This window comes from Streptomyces sp. NPDC013157 (assembly GCF_042899865.1).
Lineage (GTDB): Bacteria > Actinomycetota > Actinomycetes > Streptomycetales > Streptomycetaceae > Streptomyces.
In genome coordinates this window covers 252,713-269,401 of the sequence record NZ_JBIBAK010000016.1, presented here as the reverse complement: position 1 = coordinate 269,401, position 16,689 = coordinate 252,713, and the positions used below count along the sequence as shown (strand labels likewise).

13 protein-coding genes are annotated in these 16,689 nt (G+C 69.0%); 3 read left to right on the top strand and 10 right to left on the bottom strand.

Annotation, left to right across the window (positions count from 1 at the left end; all coding sequences use genetic code 11):
• The first annotated feature begins 49 nt into the window (after positions 1-49).
• Positions 50-268, top strand: a complete 219-nt coding sequence (locus ACFY6U_RS38430) for a hypothetical protein (protein ID WP_390045861.1) — start codon at positions 50-52, stop codon at positions 266-268.
• 362 nt (positions 269-630) lie between these two features.
• Here ACFY6U_RS38430 and ACFY6U_RS38425 read toward each other — a convergent pair whose 3' ends face one another.
• The 4 genes from ACFY6U_RS38425 to ACFY6U_RS38410 all read right to left on the bottom strand — a co-directional run bounded on the left by ACFY6U_RS38425 (position 631) and on the right by ACFY6U_RS38410 (position 7,235).
• The gene (locus tag ACFY6U_RS38425; RefSeq protein WP_390045859.1) at positions 631-3,285 is read right to left on the bottom strand and encodes an RICIN domain-containing protein; all 2,655 of its coding nucleotides are present in this window, start codon (positions 3,283-3,285) and stop codon (positions 631-633) included.
• Positions 3,286-3,361: 76 nt separating this feature from the next.
• Positions 3,362-3,532, bottom strand: a complete 171-nt coding sequence (locus tag ACFY6U_RS38420) for a hypothetical protein (RefSeq protein WP_388541669.1) — start codon at positions 3,530-3,532, stop codon at positions 3,362-3,364.
• Between the two features lie 867 nt (positions 3,533-4,399).
• Positions 4,400-5,920, bottom strand: a complete 1,521-nt coding sequence (locus tag ACFY6U_RS38415; protein WP_390045857.1) for a protein kinase — start codon at positions 5,918-5,920, stop codon at positions 4,400-4,402.
• A gap of 436 nt (positions 5,921-6,356) precedes the next feature.
• On the bottom strand, positions 6,357-7,235 hold the full coding sequence (locus ACFY6U_RS38410) for a LysR family transcriptional regulator (RefSeq protein WP_390045855.1): 879 nt from the start codon (positions 7,233-7,235) through the stop codon (positions 6,357-6,359).
• 570 nt (positions 7,236-7,805) lie between these two features.
• Here ACFY6U_RS38410 and ACFY6U_RS38405 point away from each other — a divergent pair.
• Both ACFY6U_RS38405 and ACFY6U_RS38400 read left to right on the top strand, forming a co-directional pair.
• Positions 7,806-8,987 carry a PucR family transcriptional regulator gene (locus ACFY6U_RS38405; RefSeq protein ID WP_390045853.1) on the top strand — a complete coding sequence of 394 codons (1,182 nt, stop codon included), beginning with the start codon at positions 7,806-7,808 and terminating at the stop codon, positions 8,985-8,987.
• A 260-nt stretch (positions 8,988-9,247) separates the two neighbouring features.
• Positions 9,248-9,778 (top strand): LuxR C-terminal-related transcriptional regulator, encoded by a 531-nt coding sequence (locus ACFY6U_RS38400; RefSeq protein ID WP_390045851.1) that lies wholly within the window; start codon positions 9,248-9,250, stop codon positions 9,776-9,778.
• Between the two features lie 349 nt (positions 9,779-10,127).
• Here the strand turns inward: ACFY6U_RS38400 and ACFY6U_RS38395 are convergent, their stop codons facing one another.
• From ACFY6U_RS38395 to ACFY6U_RS38370, 6 genes are all read right to left on the bottom strand, one after another.
• Positions 10,128-11,414, bottom strand: coding sequence for an MFS transporter (locus tag ACFY6U_RS38395; RefSeq protein ID WP_390045850.1), 1,287 nt, complete (start codon positions 11,412-11,414; stop codon positions 10,128-10,130).
• Between the two features lie 285 nt (positions 11,415-11,699).
• A complete protein-coding gene (locus ACFY6U_RS38390) occupies positions 11,700-11,936 on the bottom strand; it encodes a cytochrome C oxidase subunit IV family protein (RefSeq protein ID WP_390045848.1) in 237 nt (78 codons plus the stop codon).
• Between the two features lie 3 nt (positions 11,937-11,939).
• Positions 11,940-12,530 carry a cytochrome c oxidase subunit 3 gene (locus tag ACFY6U_RS38385; RefSeq protein ID WP_390045846.1) on the bottom strand — a complete coding sequence of 197 codons (591 nt, stop codon included), beginning with the start codon at positions 12,528-12,530 and terminating at the stop codon, positions 11,940-11,942.
• Positions 12,527-13,243, bottom strand: a complete 717-nt coding sequence (locus ACFY6U_RS38380) for a hypothetical protein (protein WP_390045844.1) — start codon at positions 13,241-13,243, stop codon at positions 12,527-12,529. Before ACFY6U_RS38380 ends, ACFY6U_RS38385 begins: the two co-directional genes overlap by 4 nt.
• A gap of 165 nt (positions 13,244-13,408) precedes the next feature.
• Entirely contained in the window at positions 13,409-14,413 is a 1,005-nt protein-coding gene (locus tag ACFY6U_RS38375; RefSeq protein ID WP_390045842.1) for a DUF4331 family protein, read from the bottom strand.
• A 603-nt stretch (positions 14,414-15,016) separates the two neighbouring features.
• Complete coding sequence (locus ACFY6U_RS38370; protein ID WP_390045840.1) at positions 15,017-16,522, bottom strand: GMC family oxidoreductase; 1,506 nt, start codon at positions 16,520-16,522, stop codon at positions 15,017-15,019.
• Positions 16,523-16,689: the final 167 nt, after the last annotated feature.

Below are 16,689 nucleotides of genomic sequence, written 5' to 3'. Positions count from 1 at the left end.
GCGCGGGCCCCGCCCCGTCTAGCAGGTCCTCGCCGGCAGTACACCCGTCATGGTCACGACTCAGAAGGTGCTCGTCGCCCGGCTGGGCGACGAGCAGTGGAGCCAGCTGCTGACCTGCTCCGCCGGCGGGCGCAGCAGCATCGTCAAGCAGACGGCCGGCCGCACCGGGACGGAGGTCGTCATGGTCTCCGGGAGCCCCGGCCTTGTCGATACCCACGTGCACGAGGCAGTCGCCAGGGCCACGGGGGCGAGGTCCACGGAGCGATGAGGCGGGACCGGCGGGCAGGCAGCCCGGGCTCGTCCGCCGCGCGCCGCTTCTGGTGGCTGCTTCCGTCCTGTCGCAACGGCGGCCCACGCCGCAATGAGCGCCTGCGGGCTTCCTGGAAGGCCGGATCGTTCGCCTTGACGACCTCCTGCCACGCCTTTTGCAGGGAGTCGACCGACTCCAGCACGGGCAAGAGGTCACCGTTGACATGAGGCAACGGCTCTACCTCAACCCATTGAAGATCCGGCATCCTGCTGACGTCGGCAGCTTGGTCGGATCAACGGCTGAAGGGCGCCGTCGCGAGTGCACAGCCGCACGGCGGGGCCGCAGGCCGTTGTGGCTGCGGCCCCGCTCGGGCGTCGGGGTCAGGACGGGTCGCCGTACTGGAGGCCGCGTCCGTTGGTGCCGATGTAGACGCGGCCGTAGGTGTCGGGGTCGCCGGTGATGATGCCGAGGCTGCCGATGGCGCCCCACTGGTGGGCGTCGTCGTTGACGCGGAGCCAGGTGGCGCCCTTGTCGGTGGAGCGGAAGACTCCGGTGACGTCGTTGACGGTGCCGATCAGGTACAGAGCCTGGTAGTTGGCGCCGGGTGCGGCCTTGCCGAAGCCGAGGACGGAGGCGGACTGCACCGTCTTGAGTGTGGTGAAGGTGCGGCCGCCGTCGGTGGAGTGCAGCAGCCCCTTGTCACCGCCGGCGATCCACAGGTCCCCGTCAATGCCGGGGACGGCGGTGAGCCGGCCGCCGGGCAGGCTGGTGGCGCGGGGGGTGAAGGTCGCGCCGCCGTCGGTGCTGGCGTGGAGCGTGCCGCCCGTGAGTGAGTAGAAGGTGCTGGCCGAGGAGCGGTCGGCGACGACCACGGCATCGGTACCCAGGCCGCTGACCTTCGACCAGCTCGCTCCCTTGTCGGTCGAGCGGTACGGGGCCTGGCCGGCCTCGGTCCACACGATGGTGGAGCCGTCCGCCGCGAGCGCGACATGGCCGCTGTTCGCGCTGCCCACCGGCTCTGCCGTGAAGCCGTTCCAGCTGCTGCCGCCGTCGGTGGAGTAGGCGCCGTCCTGCGCGCCGCCCGTGCCGACGCGGACCATCACCGCGGGGGCCGACTGGGCGAAATCGATGTCGGTGCTGCTGCTCATCAGCGGGTTCTTCAGCCGTCCGGCGGGCACCTCGGTCAGGGAGTCGTGGCGGAAGCCGCCTTGGTCGCCCATGGAGGTGATGACGGTGGCGCCGCCGGGAGGGGCGATCGCGTCCGCCAGCGAGGTCTCCTCCAGCCCGCGGGCCCCGGAGGTCCAGTGGCTGGTGCCGCCGCTGTCGGAGGCGCTCGCGTCCTTGCTGCGCCAGATGCCGTTGCCGGTGCCGTACAGCACGTGCCCGGAGTCGAAGGGATCGATGGCCAGCGCGGTCATCCAGTGTCCGATGCCGGTACCGACGTAAGGAGCGGCGGAGGCGTCCCGCACCGACTTGTCGGCCAGCGCCTTCCAGGTCGTACCGCCGTCGGTGGTCCGGTAGAGCTCGTCCTGGGGCCACCAGCGGTCGAGGGTGGTGACCATCACCGTGGACGGCTTCTGCGGGTCGACGGCCAGACCGGAGAACCCGTAACTGCCCTGGGACGGGGAGATGTTCTTCCACGCGCCGCCGGACGGCGTGTACTTCCACACCGAGCCCGCCGTCGCGTCGTTGGGGCCGATGTCGTTGCTGTACGTCAGGTACAGCGAGCCGTCACCGGAGACGACACCGTGCTGCGGCATCTGGCCGTTGGGCCGCCCGGAGACGGCCTGCCAGCTGTTGCCGCCGTCGGTGGAGCGGTACAGGGAGGTGTCCTTGTCGTTGACGCCGACGTAGACCGTGTTGCTGCCGGCCGGGCCGTACGTCACGAAGGAGATGCCCGCGCCGCTGCTCGCCCCGTCCTTCACGGGGAACGAGGAGACCTGACTCCATGTCGCGCCGTAGTCGGTGCTGCGCCACAGGCCGTTCTTGCGGGTGCCCAGCAGCAGGGTGGCGTGGTCCGCGGGGTCGATCACGAGCCGTTCGCCCGCTCCGCGGCCGGGTTCGTTGCCGCCCAGCTTGAACGGCAGATCGGTGCGCTGGAAGGTGCGGCCCCGGTCGGTGGAGCGCAGGATCGCACCGTTGCCGGCCCACTCGTTGGTGTAGGTGCCCGTCGCGAGGTAGAGCCGGTTGGGGTCGACGGGGTCGGTGGCCAGCGCGTCTATGCCCAGAAGGTTCCAGTCCTTCTCGCCGAGCCAGTCGGTCAGCGGGATCCACTGCTCGGCCGCGGTGTCCCAGCGGTAGGCGCCGCCCATGTCGGTGCGCGCGTACAGCAGACCCTTCTCCCGCTGGTTGAACACCAGCCCGGTGACGTAACCGCCGCCCACCACCTGGGCGTTCTTCCACACATACGGTCCGGCCGCGGCGGCCGTGGTCTGAGTGCTGCCGGTCCCGGACGCCTGGGTCTCGGCCGTTTGCACCAGCTTCCACTGCTGGTTGGTGCTGCCCCTGCCGGGATACTGGATGATCGGCGCGCCCTCGGCCGTGGAGCCTCCGGAGACGTCCAGGACCTGGCCGCTCCTGCGGGAGGTGAAAGTGACGGCGTCGGAACCGCTCACGTCGTCGATCCGCCACTCCTGGGAAGTGGAGGAGCTGTCGGTCTGCTGCTCGGCGGCGGCCGCCTGGGCGGTCGAACCGCCCGCTATGCCCAGCACCTTACCGCTGTTGCGGTTCACCAGCTCGTAGTAGCCGTCCCCGGTGGGTCTCAGCTTCCACTGCTGGTTGGCGGTGTTCTGGTCGGTCCACTGCTGGATGCGGGTGCCGTCGGCGGTGGAGAAGGCGTTGACGTCCATCACCTTGCCACTGCGTACGGAAACCAGCCGGTAGTAGGCATTGCCGTCGATCGTCGCGGCCTGCGAGTCCTCCTGCGCGAACAGGAGATACGGCACGACGATGGCGGGCACGCCGAGCAGCAGAGCGGTGGCGGTCCAGCGACGGCGGTGCCGCCCGCGGCGTCCGCCGGTCGTGGGGTTGTTCATGGGGAGGTGTTCTCCTTGCATGCCGTTCACCAGAAGAGGAGTGAATCCAGGCACGGGGGATGACCGGATCCGACGCCTAGTGGTCACAGACTCCGCACAGGGTTGCCGCGAGCCGGGAACTTCTTCCGGTCACCTCGTGGTGCGGTAGGCGTTGATCAGCGTCCAGGGTGGCGTTGGTGCCCTTGGCGTCGATGGCCTTGGCCCGGAAGGACACCGAGCCTGGCGTCCCGGGCTGGTCCAGCGTCACGGACCGCTTGGCGTCCTCAGGATCCGGGTTCGTCTCGCCGAATGGGAGCGGATGAACGGGCGACACGTCCAGGGCGACAAGAGAGCGAGGCAGGAACACGGACTGTGGTTCTTCCCGCGTTCCTCCGCCGGGAGCTCCGCCGGCACCTGGAGTCGTACGCCGAGCCTGGCCTTGACGGGTTGCTCTTCGTGGGGGAGAAGGGGGCGCCCTTCCGGCGCAGCACCTTCGGCCGGAAGTGGCGGAAGGCCCGTGAGATCGTCGGCATGCCTGAGGGCTTCCGGTTCTACGACCACCTCCGCCACACCGGACACACCCTGTCCACCCGATCCGGTGCCACCCTCAAGGCACGATGGCCCGCGCCGGCCAGTCCTCCGAGCCGGCCTCGACGCCACAGTACGGAAGGCATGCCAGGATGCTGCGGCCGTGCCAGAACAGCAGACGGTCGTCCCCGACGATCACCGTTCTGGCACGAATCTGGCACGCGGCAATAGACCACCGCGCACAGCAGAGAGGCCCGGGTCGATGACCTGGGCCTTCTCCATGAAGCGGGTGACGAGAATCGAGCTCGCGCTCTCAGCTTGGGAAGCGACGGCGCTAGGGAGCCGGATGGCTTCTGACCTGGGCGTATGCAGCCTCGTGCGGCGCCCGGAAGCGCGGAGTCGCACCGCTGTTGACCGTGGTTTACCGGTCTTATGGGCACGCTATGGGCACGCCGTCGGCTTGTGGACGTGACGGGCGCCTCCGGGTGGCCGACGAGCGGCCGAGCCGTGGAAGCGAAGGTTGACTGGAAGGCCGGCGTTGCAGGAGCACATAGAGGACGAGGGGACAGACGGGGCCGGACGCCAGGGCATGACGACCGGCGACGGTTCAGTGCTGGGTGCCGGCGGACCAGAGGGTGGCGCCTTGGTAGACCACGCTGACGTCGCCGTCGGTACCGAAGTAGAGGTAGGCGCCGTCGTGCCCGGAAGTCACGGAGCTCCAGACACCCCAGGTGTCCTTGTCGTAGACGACGAGGTTGCCGTCGGCCTGCATGATGGCGCGGTATCCGGTGCCCGAGGTGCCCGAGGACCAGCGCCTGTGGTGGTCCTCGTCGTAGATGACGAGGTTGCCGTCGGTCTGCATCGTCATGGTGGTCCGGTTGGTCTGCCAGGACTCGCCCGGCATCAGCTGCTGGTCGTGTCGCACGGTCAACGTCGTCCATTGGGGCGAGGCCGAGGCCGTCTTGATCGGGTCCGCGGCGGCTGCCCTCCCCGTAGGGGCCGTCGTCCTCGTCTCAGTGCCGAGTCCGGCGGAGGGACTCGGTGACGGCGGCGCGGCGGACCGCGTGGGTGCAGACGAAGAGGCTGCCGCGGTAGGTGCGCGGTGCGGGGGCGGTGATGTCGGGGCAGCGGCGGACGCGTACGGCTCGCTGATCGCTGTGTTGCCCGCCCCGACGCGGAGCTTCGTGTGTGCGGCGGAGTCCGCTTCGAAGGCCGCGTGGGTGGCCAACCCCGCGGTCACGAGGACGGCGGTCCCGGCGAGTATGGCCCCCGCTCTCCGTGCGCGGGTGCCCTTGCCGGTTGCGACGGTTCGGAACAGGCGGCTGCGGACGGTCGTGGCACCGGCGGCTTCGAGTGCGTCCGCGAACTCGGCGGCGTCGGCCCAGCGTCCCTCCCGCTCCGGTTCGAGGGCGCGTCGCGTCACGCGCCGGACTGCCGCCGGCACCTGGGGGCGCGGCGGCCCGGGCCAGTCGAGTTGTTCCGTCGAGCCCGGCAGGCTCCCGGTCAGCAGCTCGTAGGTGAGTACGCCCAGGCCGTAGACGTCGGCCCGCTCGTCGACATCGACCAGGCGGTCCTCCGGGACCTGCTCCGGAGCCATGTAGCCGGGTGATCCCACGCCCTGCGTCAGTCCCGAGGCGTGCGCCAGGCTCTTGGCCAGGCCGAGATCGGCCACCAGCAGCCGCTCACGGCCGCCCGACACCGTCTGGAGCAGAATGTTGGACGGCTTGATGTCACGGTGCACGATGCCGACCGCGTGCAGGTCGGCCACGCCCCGTGCGGCCTGCACCGCGAACCGCAGCGCCTGGTCGACGGCCAGGGGCCCCTGGGCCACCCGGTCGGCCAACGTTCCGCCGTCGGCGTAGGTCATGACGAAGTACGGTCGCCCGTCCGGCAGTTCACCGATGTCGTACACCTGCACCACGCGGTCCGACGCGGCCTGGCGCAGCAGCCGGGCCTCGTCCAGGAAACGCTCCCGGAGGTCCGGCCGGTGAACCCACTTCTCCGCCATGACCTTCACCGCGATCGGGGCTTCGAGTATGTCGTCATAGGCGAGCCAGACCATGCCGAAGCCTCCGCAGCCCAAAAGGCGCTGCAGGCGGTGACGTCCGACAGTGACGAGTGTTGACATGAGGGCGGAACTCCAGCGCAGTTGCCGTTCGACATTCGACCGGACCAAGAGGTGGCGGACTCGGCGCCTGGCCGCCGCGCCGCCCTTGAGCGACGTCCGGTGCCGGTCACCTCCTCGCACCGCGGAGACGGTGAGGGCACCTTGCCGGGCGCCCTTCCGGCATGCCGGTCCTGCGACCGCAGATGCCTGCGTGTCAGTGTCGACGCGTGACCCGGCCGCGCACAACGTGCACAGGACCAACATGATCTACATCTTTTGGGCACCGGCACAACGGCCCTGACGGTAGCGCGATCACAGATCACCGACCTTGAGTACAGGGGTCGCCGCGCTCCACAACCGGCTGCCCGTACGGATGTCGGCCAGGCCGAGCGGTGTGAGGTCGGCGCGGTCGGCGGGCCACTCGGTGAACTCGTCCTCCAGTCGCTGCTGCCAGGCGTCAGTCCGGGCCCGGGCCGAGCATACGGCGCGAGAGCTCGGCGAACTGGAGCAGTTCTGGCATGGTCCGGTGCTTGGAGTAGGCCAGGGCGACCATGCGCGGTGCGACGCCTTCGAGCGTCAGGTAGACGACGTCGTCACGACGGTAGAAGCCGGCCATGCCGGCCGGCATGACATAACACCCGGACCCGAAGGCGACGGTCTGCAGGCATTCCTCGATCGTCGCCGGGAACCGTCCGGTGTCCCCCGGCGGCGCGACCGGATCGAGCGGGACACGTCCGCGCCATTCCGGTACGTCCCGTGGATCCTGCAGCAGGGTCATGTCGCGCAGGTCCTCGACGTGCACCGCCTTGAGTTCCGCGAGCGGATGCTCACTGGACAGCGCCACCACACGGGGCTCCGGGAAGAGCGGGACCACCTCGAACATGCCCTCGGGCAGGGGCAGCCGGACGTAGCAGACGTCGACCCGTCCGTCGAGCAGGAAGTCGACCTGGTCCGTGATCGAGGTGTGCACGACATCGATGTCCAGTTGCGGCGCCATCCGGGCGAACTCCCGCACGATGGGGGTGACGATGACACCCGGCATGAAGCCGATGGTGAACTGGTTCACCTCCCGGTTCGCGGTCCGCACCCGCTGCTGCACCGCCTGTGCCATCGCCAGCATCGGCCGGGCGTCCTCCAGCAACTGGCGCCCCGCGCGCGTCAGTACGGTGCCCTGCCGGTCACGTAGGAAGAGGACCACACCCAGATCCTCCTCCAGCGCCCGGATCTGCCGGCTGAGCGCCGGCTGCGTCATGTAGAGACGGCTCGCCGCCCGCACGAAGCTGCACTCCTCGGCCACGGCCACGAAGTAGCGCACCCGGCGTATGTCGAGATCCATGAGGCTCATGCTAGCCACGCCCATCACGGCATATGCCGAAACGGCTTCAGAATCGAACAGATAGGCATTGGCGCGGTCCCCCTCGACCGGTCCACCATGGTCAGACCGAGGGGAAAGCCGCAACGTCCTTCGCTGGCACAGCAGTTGTGCAGGACGCCGGGCTTACGAGGACAGCCGGCCACCGTCGTGGGCCGGGGGACACACACCGCCGATCGGGAGCAGTCGCGAGGCGATGGGCCCTTCGCCCGTCCAGCGTGGACGCGGTCACACGACCGTCCCCTCGCGGGAGCCCGCCCGCGCCTTCGGGCATCGGCCCCACATCCGGCCTGCGGGGCGGATGCGCCCCACGAAAGGAATCACCATGGGATCACGCCGACACCGGGGCTGGACCATGCCGTCCACCGAACACACCCCGAGCGCCCCGGCATACGACGGCACGGCACGGCGGTCGGTTCTCTCCCTGGTTCGTGCCCGTCCGTCATGACCGGCAGACCCGAGCGCGCCGCCTCTGCGACAGCGGCTCTGCGCGACGTCCTGGAACACATCGACGCCGATGCTGTGGTCCAGCGTATGGAAACCGAACTTCGCCATACGCCCGAATACGTGCGCTCGGCACGCGCCTGCGGGGCTCCCGCTCTTCGCGCCTCGCTGCGCCGGCACGCCGGCCTGCTTCTGCACTGGATGGTGAGGGGCGCACCTCCGGACTCGTACGTCCTGTCCGAGATGTACGAGCAGGCGCGGGAGTGCGCCGCCGCCGGACAGCCGTTGGACGGCGGCCTGCTCCTCCATCACCGGGCTGCGACCGCCTTCTGGGACGCCGTGCTCGGCCTGGTCACCGAGGAGGAATGCGGACTCCTGGCGGACTGGACCGACCAGGGGCGGCGTCATCTCGACAGCTACTTCGACCTGGTCACCCGGATGTTCACGCAGGCATACACGGACCAGTCCGACCTGCCGTCCGCACAGGGCGACCGCCGGGCGCGCACCCTCGTCGACCGCCTCTGCGCCCACCTGCCCATCACAGTGGAGGACCAAGAGCGTGCCGCTCGGCTCGGCTTCGACCTGACACCCCCGTACGTGCCCTTTGTCGTGCTGCTCGACAAGTCCGCCCCCGCCGAGCGCGCCGATCTGGCGGCCCGCCTGCGGACCGCCGGAGCCCTGGCCTTCGTTGAGGACGCCCGCGTCACCGGAATCACCGGGCCCGAGTTCGCCTGGTCCGCGTTCATGGCCGACCGACGCCTGCTCCTGGCACAGGACCCGCCGACCGGGCGAACCGGTCTCCAGACCGCCCTCGACAACCTGCGTCTGCTGGTCGCTGTCGCATCGCGATCCCATCGGCGTGGGCATGTCCGGGCCGAGGATTTCCTGCCTGAGCTGCTCTTGGCGCGCTCTCCCCACCTCTCCGACGCGGTGACTCGTCGTGTCTTCGGCCCACTGGCAGGCGGGGACTACGGCGAACTGACGGCGACCCTCGCCTGCCTGGCCGAGAACCAGTTCGACAGCGCCTCCACCACGGCCGCCCTTCACATGCACCGCAACACCCTGCTGTACCGGATCAAGCAGATCGAGAAGCTCACCGGCCTCGACCTGCAGAGTCACAGCGACCGCACGCTGGTGTGGCTCGCGGTCATCTGGGCGCAGGTCTCGTCCCGACCGGTCGGATCGCGATCCGCGCGGAACCACTGGTTGTCGGCTGCGTCCAACGGCGCCGACGCAACAGGCACGTTCAATTCAGAAAGCGAGGAGCGATGAGAAGCCATCCGTCGGAAGCTCCGGCAGGGCTGGTGCCGATGCAGCGCCAGGTCGGATCGGACCGGCGTTTTCCCATCAGCAGTCCGGCAGCCACCGACTCTCCGCGTAGCAGGCGTCCGCACAGTGCGGCCAGACCGGGCCTGCGGCCGCACGCCGACGTCATAAGACGGCTCCCCACGGCTTCGGTGTCGGTGGCCGTGGACGCCGCGGACCCAGTGACACACGCCGGGCTGGCGGCCGGGCTGAGCCACGGACCGAAAGTGGAGCTCACCGCGGTGCGGGAGGCGGACGTCGTGGTGGCCGCGATCCAGACTGCCGACAACTCCACTTTGGAAGCGCTGCGTAGTCTGCCCATGCCGCCTCAGGCCCGGATCGTGCTCGTCGTCAGCGACGGCTGGTACGCCGACCTGACGGTGGCCGCCCACAGCGGAATACGGGCCGTGCTCTGGCGGGCCGAGGCACAGCCGCAGTCCCTGATCCGCGCCGTGCTGGCGGTGGCCGTCGGCGAAGCGCTGCTGCCGTCCGCGGTACAGGGCGAACTGCTCGACCAGGCAGACCGCCTCCAGCGCAACGTGTTGGCACCCAAGGGCCTGACGCCGTCCGGCCTGAACACACGGGAGATCGACGTGCTCCGGCTGGTCGCGCAGGGCCTGGACCTCGCCGAGATAGCCGACACGATGTGCTACTCCGAACGCAACATCAAAAAGATCCTCTACGGAGTCATCAACCGCCTCGGACTGCGCAACCGCGTCCACGCCGTCTCCTACGCCATCCGCAACAAACTCATATGAGCCGGTCCCGTGGGCCGCGCGCATCGTGAATGTGCGGGTCGCGGGTCTGATGAGCGTGAGGCTCGTCGAGCGCGCGCCATCTCGGGTCGCCAACGTGCCGAGCGGGTTCCGCAGGGCGACCGCGTGCCAGTCTCCGTGCTGGTCGCGGCGCCGACGGCAGTGAGCCTCCGCCGCAGGTGATCCGTTCGGCGCGGCGAAGGCCCGAGGTTGGTGTGGGGTGTCGTCAACGATCTCAGCCGGGGTCCGGGGTAGCTGAGCAGACCACCTGAGGAGAGTCCCCTTTCGAGGGCTCTTCGTCAGCGCGCGGTCCAAGCGCAGCGCGAGGGGCCAGTAGGCCGGGTCACCTGCCTCATTGCGAGAGAGTGGTGGCACTTTCCGGCTGCTCGGACGAGTGGTCGTCCTGACCGCGGAACGACAGCAGGCGTGAGGGAAGAAGCCAGAGGCAGGCAAGGGTTCCGCCGATCGCGCCGACCCACAGCGCCACGGGGATCCCTGCGGTCGCGGCGATGAGGGCGCCGACGACCGAGCCCAGCGGCCGGAGGCCGAAGCTCACGGTCTGGTACGCACCCCGGGTCTGTGACCGGAGGTGAGGTGGCACCACCAGCGCGAACACCGAGCCGACCGAGATGTCCTGAACGGACTCGCCGACGCCGCCCAGCAGTGTCGAGGCCAGGACCAGGGCGAAGACGAGGCTGCCGGTGGCGCCGACGGCGGGGATCACGAGGAGCGGAGCGTGTGACAGCACGCAACCGACCAGGAGCATCCGGCCCAGGCCGATGCGGCGGGCGAGCCGGGAAGCCAGGGCCGCGCCGGCGAGTCCGCCGATGGCCTGCACGCTGAACACGAACCCGATCTGGGCGCTGGTCAGGGACAGCTTGTGGACGTAGTACCAGACGAGTACCGACAAGAAGAGCATGTTGAAGAAGTTGCCGGTGGCGGTGACCGCGAGTGCCGTCCTGATCAGCGGATTTCGCCGGATGAAGGCCAAGCCTGTGCGCCGGTCGCGGCTCTCCGGGGTGCCGGGTTCGTGGCGGCGCTCCACCGGGCGCAGTCGGAGGAGGAACAGGGCGGCCGTGACGGCAGTGGCGGCGTCCACACCGACCGCTGCCGGGACACCCGCGAGTTGGACCAGGAGTCCACCGACGGAAGGTCCGGCCAGGATCGCGGCGGTCTGGCCCGTGTAGGAGGCCGCCTGCCCGGCCACGTAGAGCTCGGACGGCAGGGTGGTGGCGAACAGACCGCTCTCGCTGACATTCGACAGCACCGAGCACAGGCCGATGACGGCCAGGATGACGGCCAGCTGGATGAGCGAGAGCAGGCCGACTGCTGTTGCGATCGGCACGGTGCTCAGGGCGGCGACCCGCAGGAGGTTGGCGCTCGCCAGGAGCCTGCGGTGGTATCCCGTACGGTCGGCGAAGGAGCCGGCCGGTATGGCCAGGAACAGGCTCGGGAGCCAGATCACGGCCGACAGGACGGCACTTTGGACGGCGTCGGCGCCCAGGACCTCGATCGCGGCCAGCGGCAGGGCCACCGAGGAGATGGCATCACCCAGGGCGGCCAGGGTGGTGGCGGACCAGAGCTTTCTGAACGCGGAATGGCGCAGCGGCGCCGGCACCGAAGGTCGAGGGGCCCGCAAGGTGATGAATCCTGTTTCTCGCGATGACGGATATTGCGCGGATTGTGCGGCCGCTCCGGACCCGAACAAGTAACCGGAGCGGCCGATGAATTTACCAGGAGTGCTGCTTCTTCATTTTTTCACCTCCACTGCTCGTGAACTCCCCTCCACAAGGGAGTCGCTGGGAAAATTATTGAGGAAGTCGACGCATATCGCTAATGCCGATACCGTAGCCCGCCATGCCGAATCGGCATTCATCTACCGGCGTCGGGAAGAATCTCGGCAGCAGCCGAGATCTCGGCGAATTCAGAGGACCAGGTAGAGAGTGAGCAGAGTGGCGCCCGTGGCCACGACGTAGACCTCGAAGGCGCCGCGCAGGGCCGCCGGGGCGTTGCGCAGCTCCATGAAGTGCAGGCCGACCAGGCGTACCTTGATCAGCGCGATCGCGACGACCGCGCAGCCGATCGGGGTCGACGTGCTGCCTTCGATGCCCAGCAGCCAGCTCGACAACGTGGCCAGGACGAGTACCGGAAAGACCCACATGTGTCACGCCACCAGGTAGAAGAGCGGGAAGAGGACGAGCCAGAGCAGGTCCACCATGTGCCAGTACGCGGCCGCTCCCTCGGCGGCCAGCAGGTGGCCCCGGCTCAGGGCCGGCCGCCGGGACAGGACGATGAGGACCGTCAGCGCGCCTATCCCGATCGCCAGGTGGGCCAGGTGGATGCCGGTGAACACGAAGTAGTACATGAAGAAGTCGTTGCTGCTCGGGGTATGTCCGTCGTGGATCACGAGCGCGTATTCGGAGCCCTTGATGGCGGCGAACCCGAGCGCGCACAAAAGCGCCCATGGCAGTGTCCGTGCGGGTCTGCCGGACCGCAGCTGCCGTAGCCCGCGGGCCACCAGCGCTGACGCGATCAGCAGGAGCAGCGTGTTCAGGAGTCCCAGGTCTGGATGGAGGGCCTGCTGAGAGGCCCGGAACATCCTCGGGTACCGGCCGTGCAGTACCGCGACGAAGCCGAAGAACACCGAGAACATGATCATGTCGCCGAGGAGGAAGACCCACAGTCCGGCCTCGCCGGGGATGTGGCGGTGGCGCCGGGACGCCGAGTGTTCGGTCCGGGCCGCCGTGGCGGTCATACCGCGGGTTCCAGGTCGGCCGGGGCCCGGTCGTCGTCCACCCGGCGAGCGGCCCGCACCATCAGCGGTGTCATGACGAGGAACCAGGCGCCGAAGGCACCGGCCGCGACCCAGAACGAGAGGATGCCGTTCCAGGCGAAGGGGCCGGTCTTGAAGAAGGTCAGCAGGATGCTCGGCAGGAAGAGGAAGGCCATCCAGAAGTTCAGGTACGCGGCCCAGCGGGGCAGAAGCGGCGTGGGGCGCTTGTCGGCCAGGATCGCCACTCCGACCGCGATGGCCTGCCCGACGGCCGGAAACGCGTTCATGACCAGGGTGATCCAGGCCGTGTCGTTGAGCGCCATCGTGATGTCGGGCGACCGGTCCGGCCGGTAGGCCGTCGCGGTGAAGATCAGGACCGGTACGAAGATCGCGGCCACGTTGGCGGCACCGCAGACGAGTTGGGTGGCGGCCAGCGGCGCCAGCCGCGAGTCGATACGCCGGATCAGGCTCGACAGCGCCGCGACGAAAGGTGCGGTCGTCACTGCGCCGACGAGCATGACCACGAGGCCGGCACGGATCGAGTTGGCGTGGTCCGTATAGAAGGCCGCCACCCGCTCCGCCGACCAGCTCGGCGCCATCGGGGGTATCCAGTGGGCGATCAGCAGAGCGGCGAAGAACAGTGCGATGAACAGGTAACCGAAGCTCGCGCAGACGGTCAGGATTCGGCGGGACATGAGGGAATCTCCTGGTTCCGGAAGGGGCGGGTACGGAGCGGGCTTCGCTGCTCGGACCTGAGGACGTGCGGGTGGGACTGCCGGCCCGGCGATCGACCTGGAGAAGCCCGCCGGGCCGGGTGTTGCGAGGTTCGGCTTCGGCGTCTGGCCGATCCCCTGGCGGCGTCAGGCCGGTGCGCTCAGATACGGGAACACGGCGCGCAGCGTCCCGGTGGCGTGGCCGGCGTCCAGGCCCATGGGGACGGGAGCGTTCAGCACGATCTCGAACATCGCCTCGGGAGCGGACTCGGCGAGCCCTCTGCCGTTGCGCGCCTTCGCGCCGAAGTCGGCTTCGGTGCCCACCTGGTAGCGCAGGACGTCCGGGAAGATGACGTCCCGTATCGCGGCGCCGTAGCCCTGCGGGTCGGAGTGCGTGTCGTTCGCGGCCACGAGACCCGCGACCTTCCGGCGTACGAGGTCGCCGTAGTTGTCGAGGTCGGCATGTGGATCAGTGGCGTTGTAGTCGTCGAAGCCGGCCTCGGTGACGTCGAACAGCGTGCTGACGAGCGGATTCGCGCACCGGTTGATCTGCAGCCAGCCGCCGTGGTGGTCGTCCAGCGCGGTGGTGGCCCAGAGGCCGATCGTCCCCGATCCGATGAGCTCGTCCGGTACTTCGAGGACGATGGCGGTGACGTTGGTGCCCGCGAACAGGTTCGAGGCCCGCTGCGGGTCGAACGCGGAGAGGTCCACCGCCGCGCCGTTGCGGAGCGCGGTCACGACCGACGTGATGACGGTGCCGTCGAGGTAGAACGGGTCCCCGGCCCGGCCGACGAAGACGTTGACGCCGTCCGCCGTGGTGACGATCTCCTGCGTCCTGCCGGTTGCCACGAGGGCTCCCGAGGCGTTGCGGTCGGTGGCCTCGTAACCGGTGAGCCGGTCGAGCACCCAAGCCTGCCGGCCGTCCGGTTCGGTGGCGAGGAATCTGAACCGGAACGTCAGATCCTGCACCGCGTCGTCGTCGGTGTCGATGTGGAACTCGTACAGCGCCTCGGGGTGGAAGCCCTTGTCGGCCGACACCGGGTTGGTGTTCATGACGAAGACCGTTCCGGTCCGTCCCTTGAACAGGTAGACATCGCTGATGTCCAGGCGTGGGTCCTGTTTCGCGGCAGCTGAATCCTGGTGGTGGGACATTGATCGGCCTTCCGTGAGGGCAGAGCGGGACAGGGCACGGCGATGCCTTGCCGACTCGGCAGTTGTTGTGTGCACAGCAATCGAGAGGTTTGGTTCTGTGAACCCGAGGAAGCTGCTGCGGTTCAGGGCCTGCGCCGATCCGGTTGCCTGACGATCGCCGCGCTCAGGCGCTCAAGGCCGTCGCCAAGCAGAGTGTTGCTGCCGCTGCGCCGGGCACCCCGAGGTCGAAGTGGGTCACGTCGAACATCCTGACCCGGGCCGGTCATTCGTCGCCAATGCCTATCCGCTGGTTCTGTATGCCGGTTCGGCATCAGTCCTCGTACGTGCATGTGATGCGGCTGACGGGTTCGCGAATTCGGGATGGATCACACGGGACCGTGCCGCTGGTCTTTCAGCCCCGCCGTGCGGACGTCCGGGGTTGTTGTGTGTTCGCACGCGTGACGTCCGTACGAGGCAGGGTGCGGGGCAGCCTGCACGTGAGTGCGTAGATCACCGCACCGACGAGCGTCTCGTCCACCATGCGCCACAAGAACTTCACGGTTACCGTTCCTTCGTGTTCAGGGGCCGCCGCGCGACCCTTCTCCGGACATCCAGCGGGTGTTCTCAGGGCCGTTTCGCATCGCGTCGGATGGTGTCGGCAGCCCGTTCGGCGACGGCCAGGACAGTCGCGTTGACTCCGGTGTTGGGAATGGACGGCATCACCGAGGCGTCGGCGACACGCAGGCCGTCGACGCCGTGCACTCTCAGGTCCGGGTCGACGACAGCGAGGTCGTCCATCCCGATCCGGCACGTGCCGACGGGGTTGTGGAAGGTCGCCGCATTCCCGCGGATGTAGGTGACGAGGTCGTCTCCCTTTCCCGGAGCGGTCTCCCGAGCACCCCACTGACCCCAGGCGGGCATGCGGCCGATCTCTCGCGCGATCCCGAGGGCCGCGAGCATGGCGGACGCGTCGGCGCCGTCGGCGAGGTAGTTCGGGTCGATCAACGGCAGCCGGCCCGGGTTCGAGCTCCTGAGCCGAACCGTTCCCCGGCTCGCGGGCGCCGTGTGAGCGAAGGCGACCGTGTGTCCGCACTCGGGCGTCCCGACGTCCGCGATGTCCGCCGGAGCGTCGAGCAGCATCAGCTGGACGTCCGGAACGGCTGTCGCGCTGCTGTGCACCAGGGCACCGACCGTACTGAAACCATGGCTGGTGGTCAGTTGCCGCGCCGTCTCGAAGACCACGGGGCACTGCAGGTGATCGTGCAGGTTGGCGCCGACTCCGGGGAGATCGGCCAGCACCGGAATCCCGACATCACGCAGATGTGCCGCGGGACCGATACCGGAGAGCAGCAGCAGGTGGGCGGAGCCCACTGCCCCGGCCGCCACGATCACCTCGCTGCGCGCCTGGGCACGTTCCACCGTGCCGAAGGACGTGTATTCCACCCCGGTGCAACGTCCGCGCTCGATCACCAGGCGGCTGACGTCCGCCTCCGTGGCCAGGTGCAGATTGGGCCGGTCGAGCACCGGGACCAAGTACGCGTCCGCGGCGCTCTGTCTACGGCCACCCGCCCCGGCCAGATCACACCAGAAGGCGCCGTGCTGCCGTTCACCGTTGATGTCGTCGGTGAGATCGTGACCGGCCTCGGTGAGTGCGCCGAGGAAGGTCAACGACCCGTCGTCGAGCTGGGTCGTCGGCGCCGCCCACACCGGCCCGATGACGCCGCGCAGGGCGGGATTGCGGCCTATCGCCGTCTCCGTCCGGCGGAAGTACGGCAGCAGCTCGGTGTAGCTCCAGCCCTTCGCACCGTTGTCCGCCCAGCCGTCGTACACGGCGCGGTGCCCGCGGACGTGCATCATCGCGTTGATCGAACTCGACCCTCCGAGGACCCGCCCGCTGGGCCAGTGGTGACTGCGCGACAGCGTCCCGGGTTGCGGTGTCGTCCAGCGCGACCAGAGGATCTCCTTGGCCGGGATGAGCGGGAACCCGACCGGAAGGTGCATGGCCGGCGGCCCGAGCGCCGAGCCGGTCTCCACGAGAAGCACCTCCGCCGCCGCGTCTTCGGACAGACGCGCCGCGAGAACACAGCCGGCCGTTCCGCCACCGACGACCACATAGTCATAGGCAGTCATTTCCGTCCCGCCTACAGGTGCCTGGAAGCGCGACCCGGCAGCGTGGGCCCCGAGTGGGTGCTCGTCCCCGGCACGAGTAAGCCGCGATGCCGCATCATCAAAACCTTTTCTGTCAGCTCAAGTTCCTTCTGCCACTGAGCTTTGCGGGCCACGGCTCGTCACGCCAA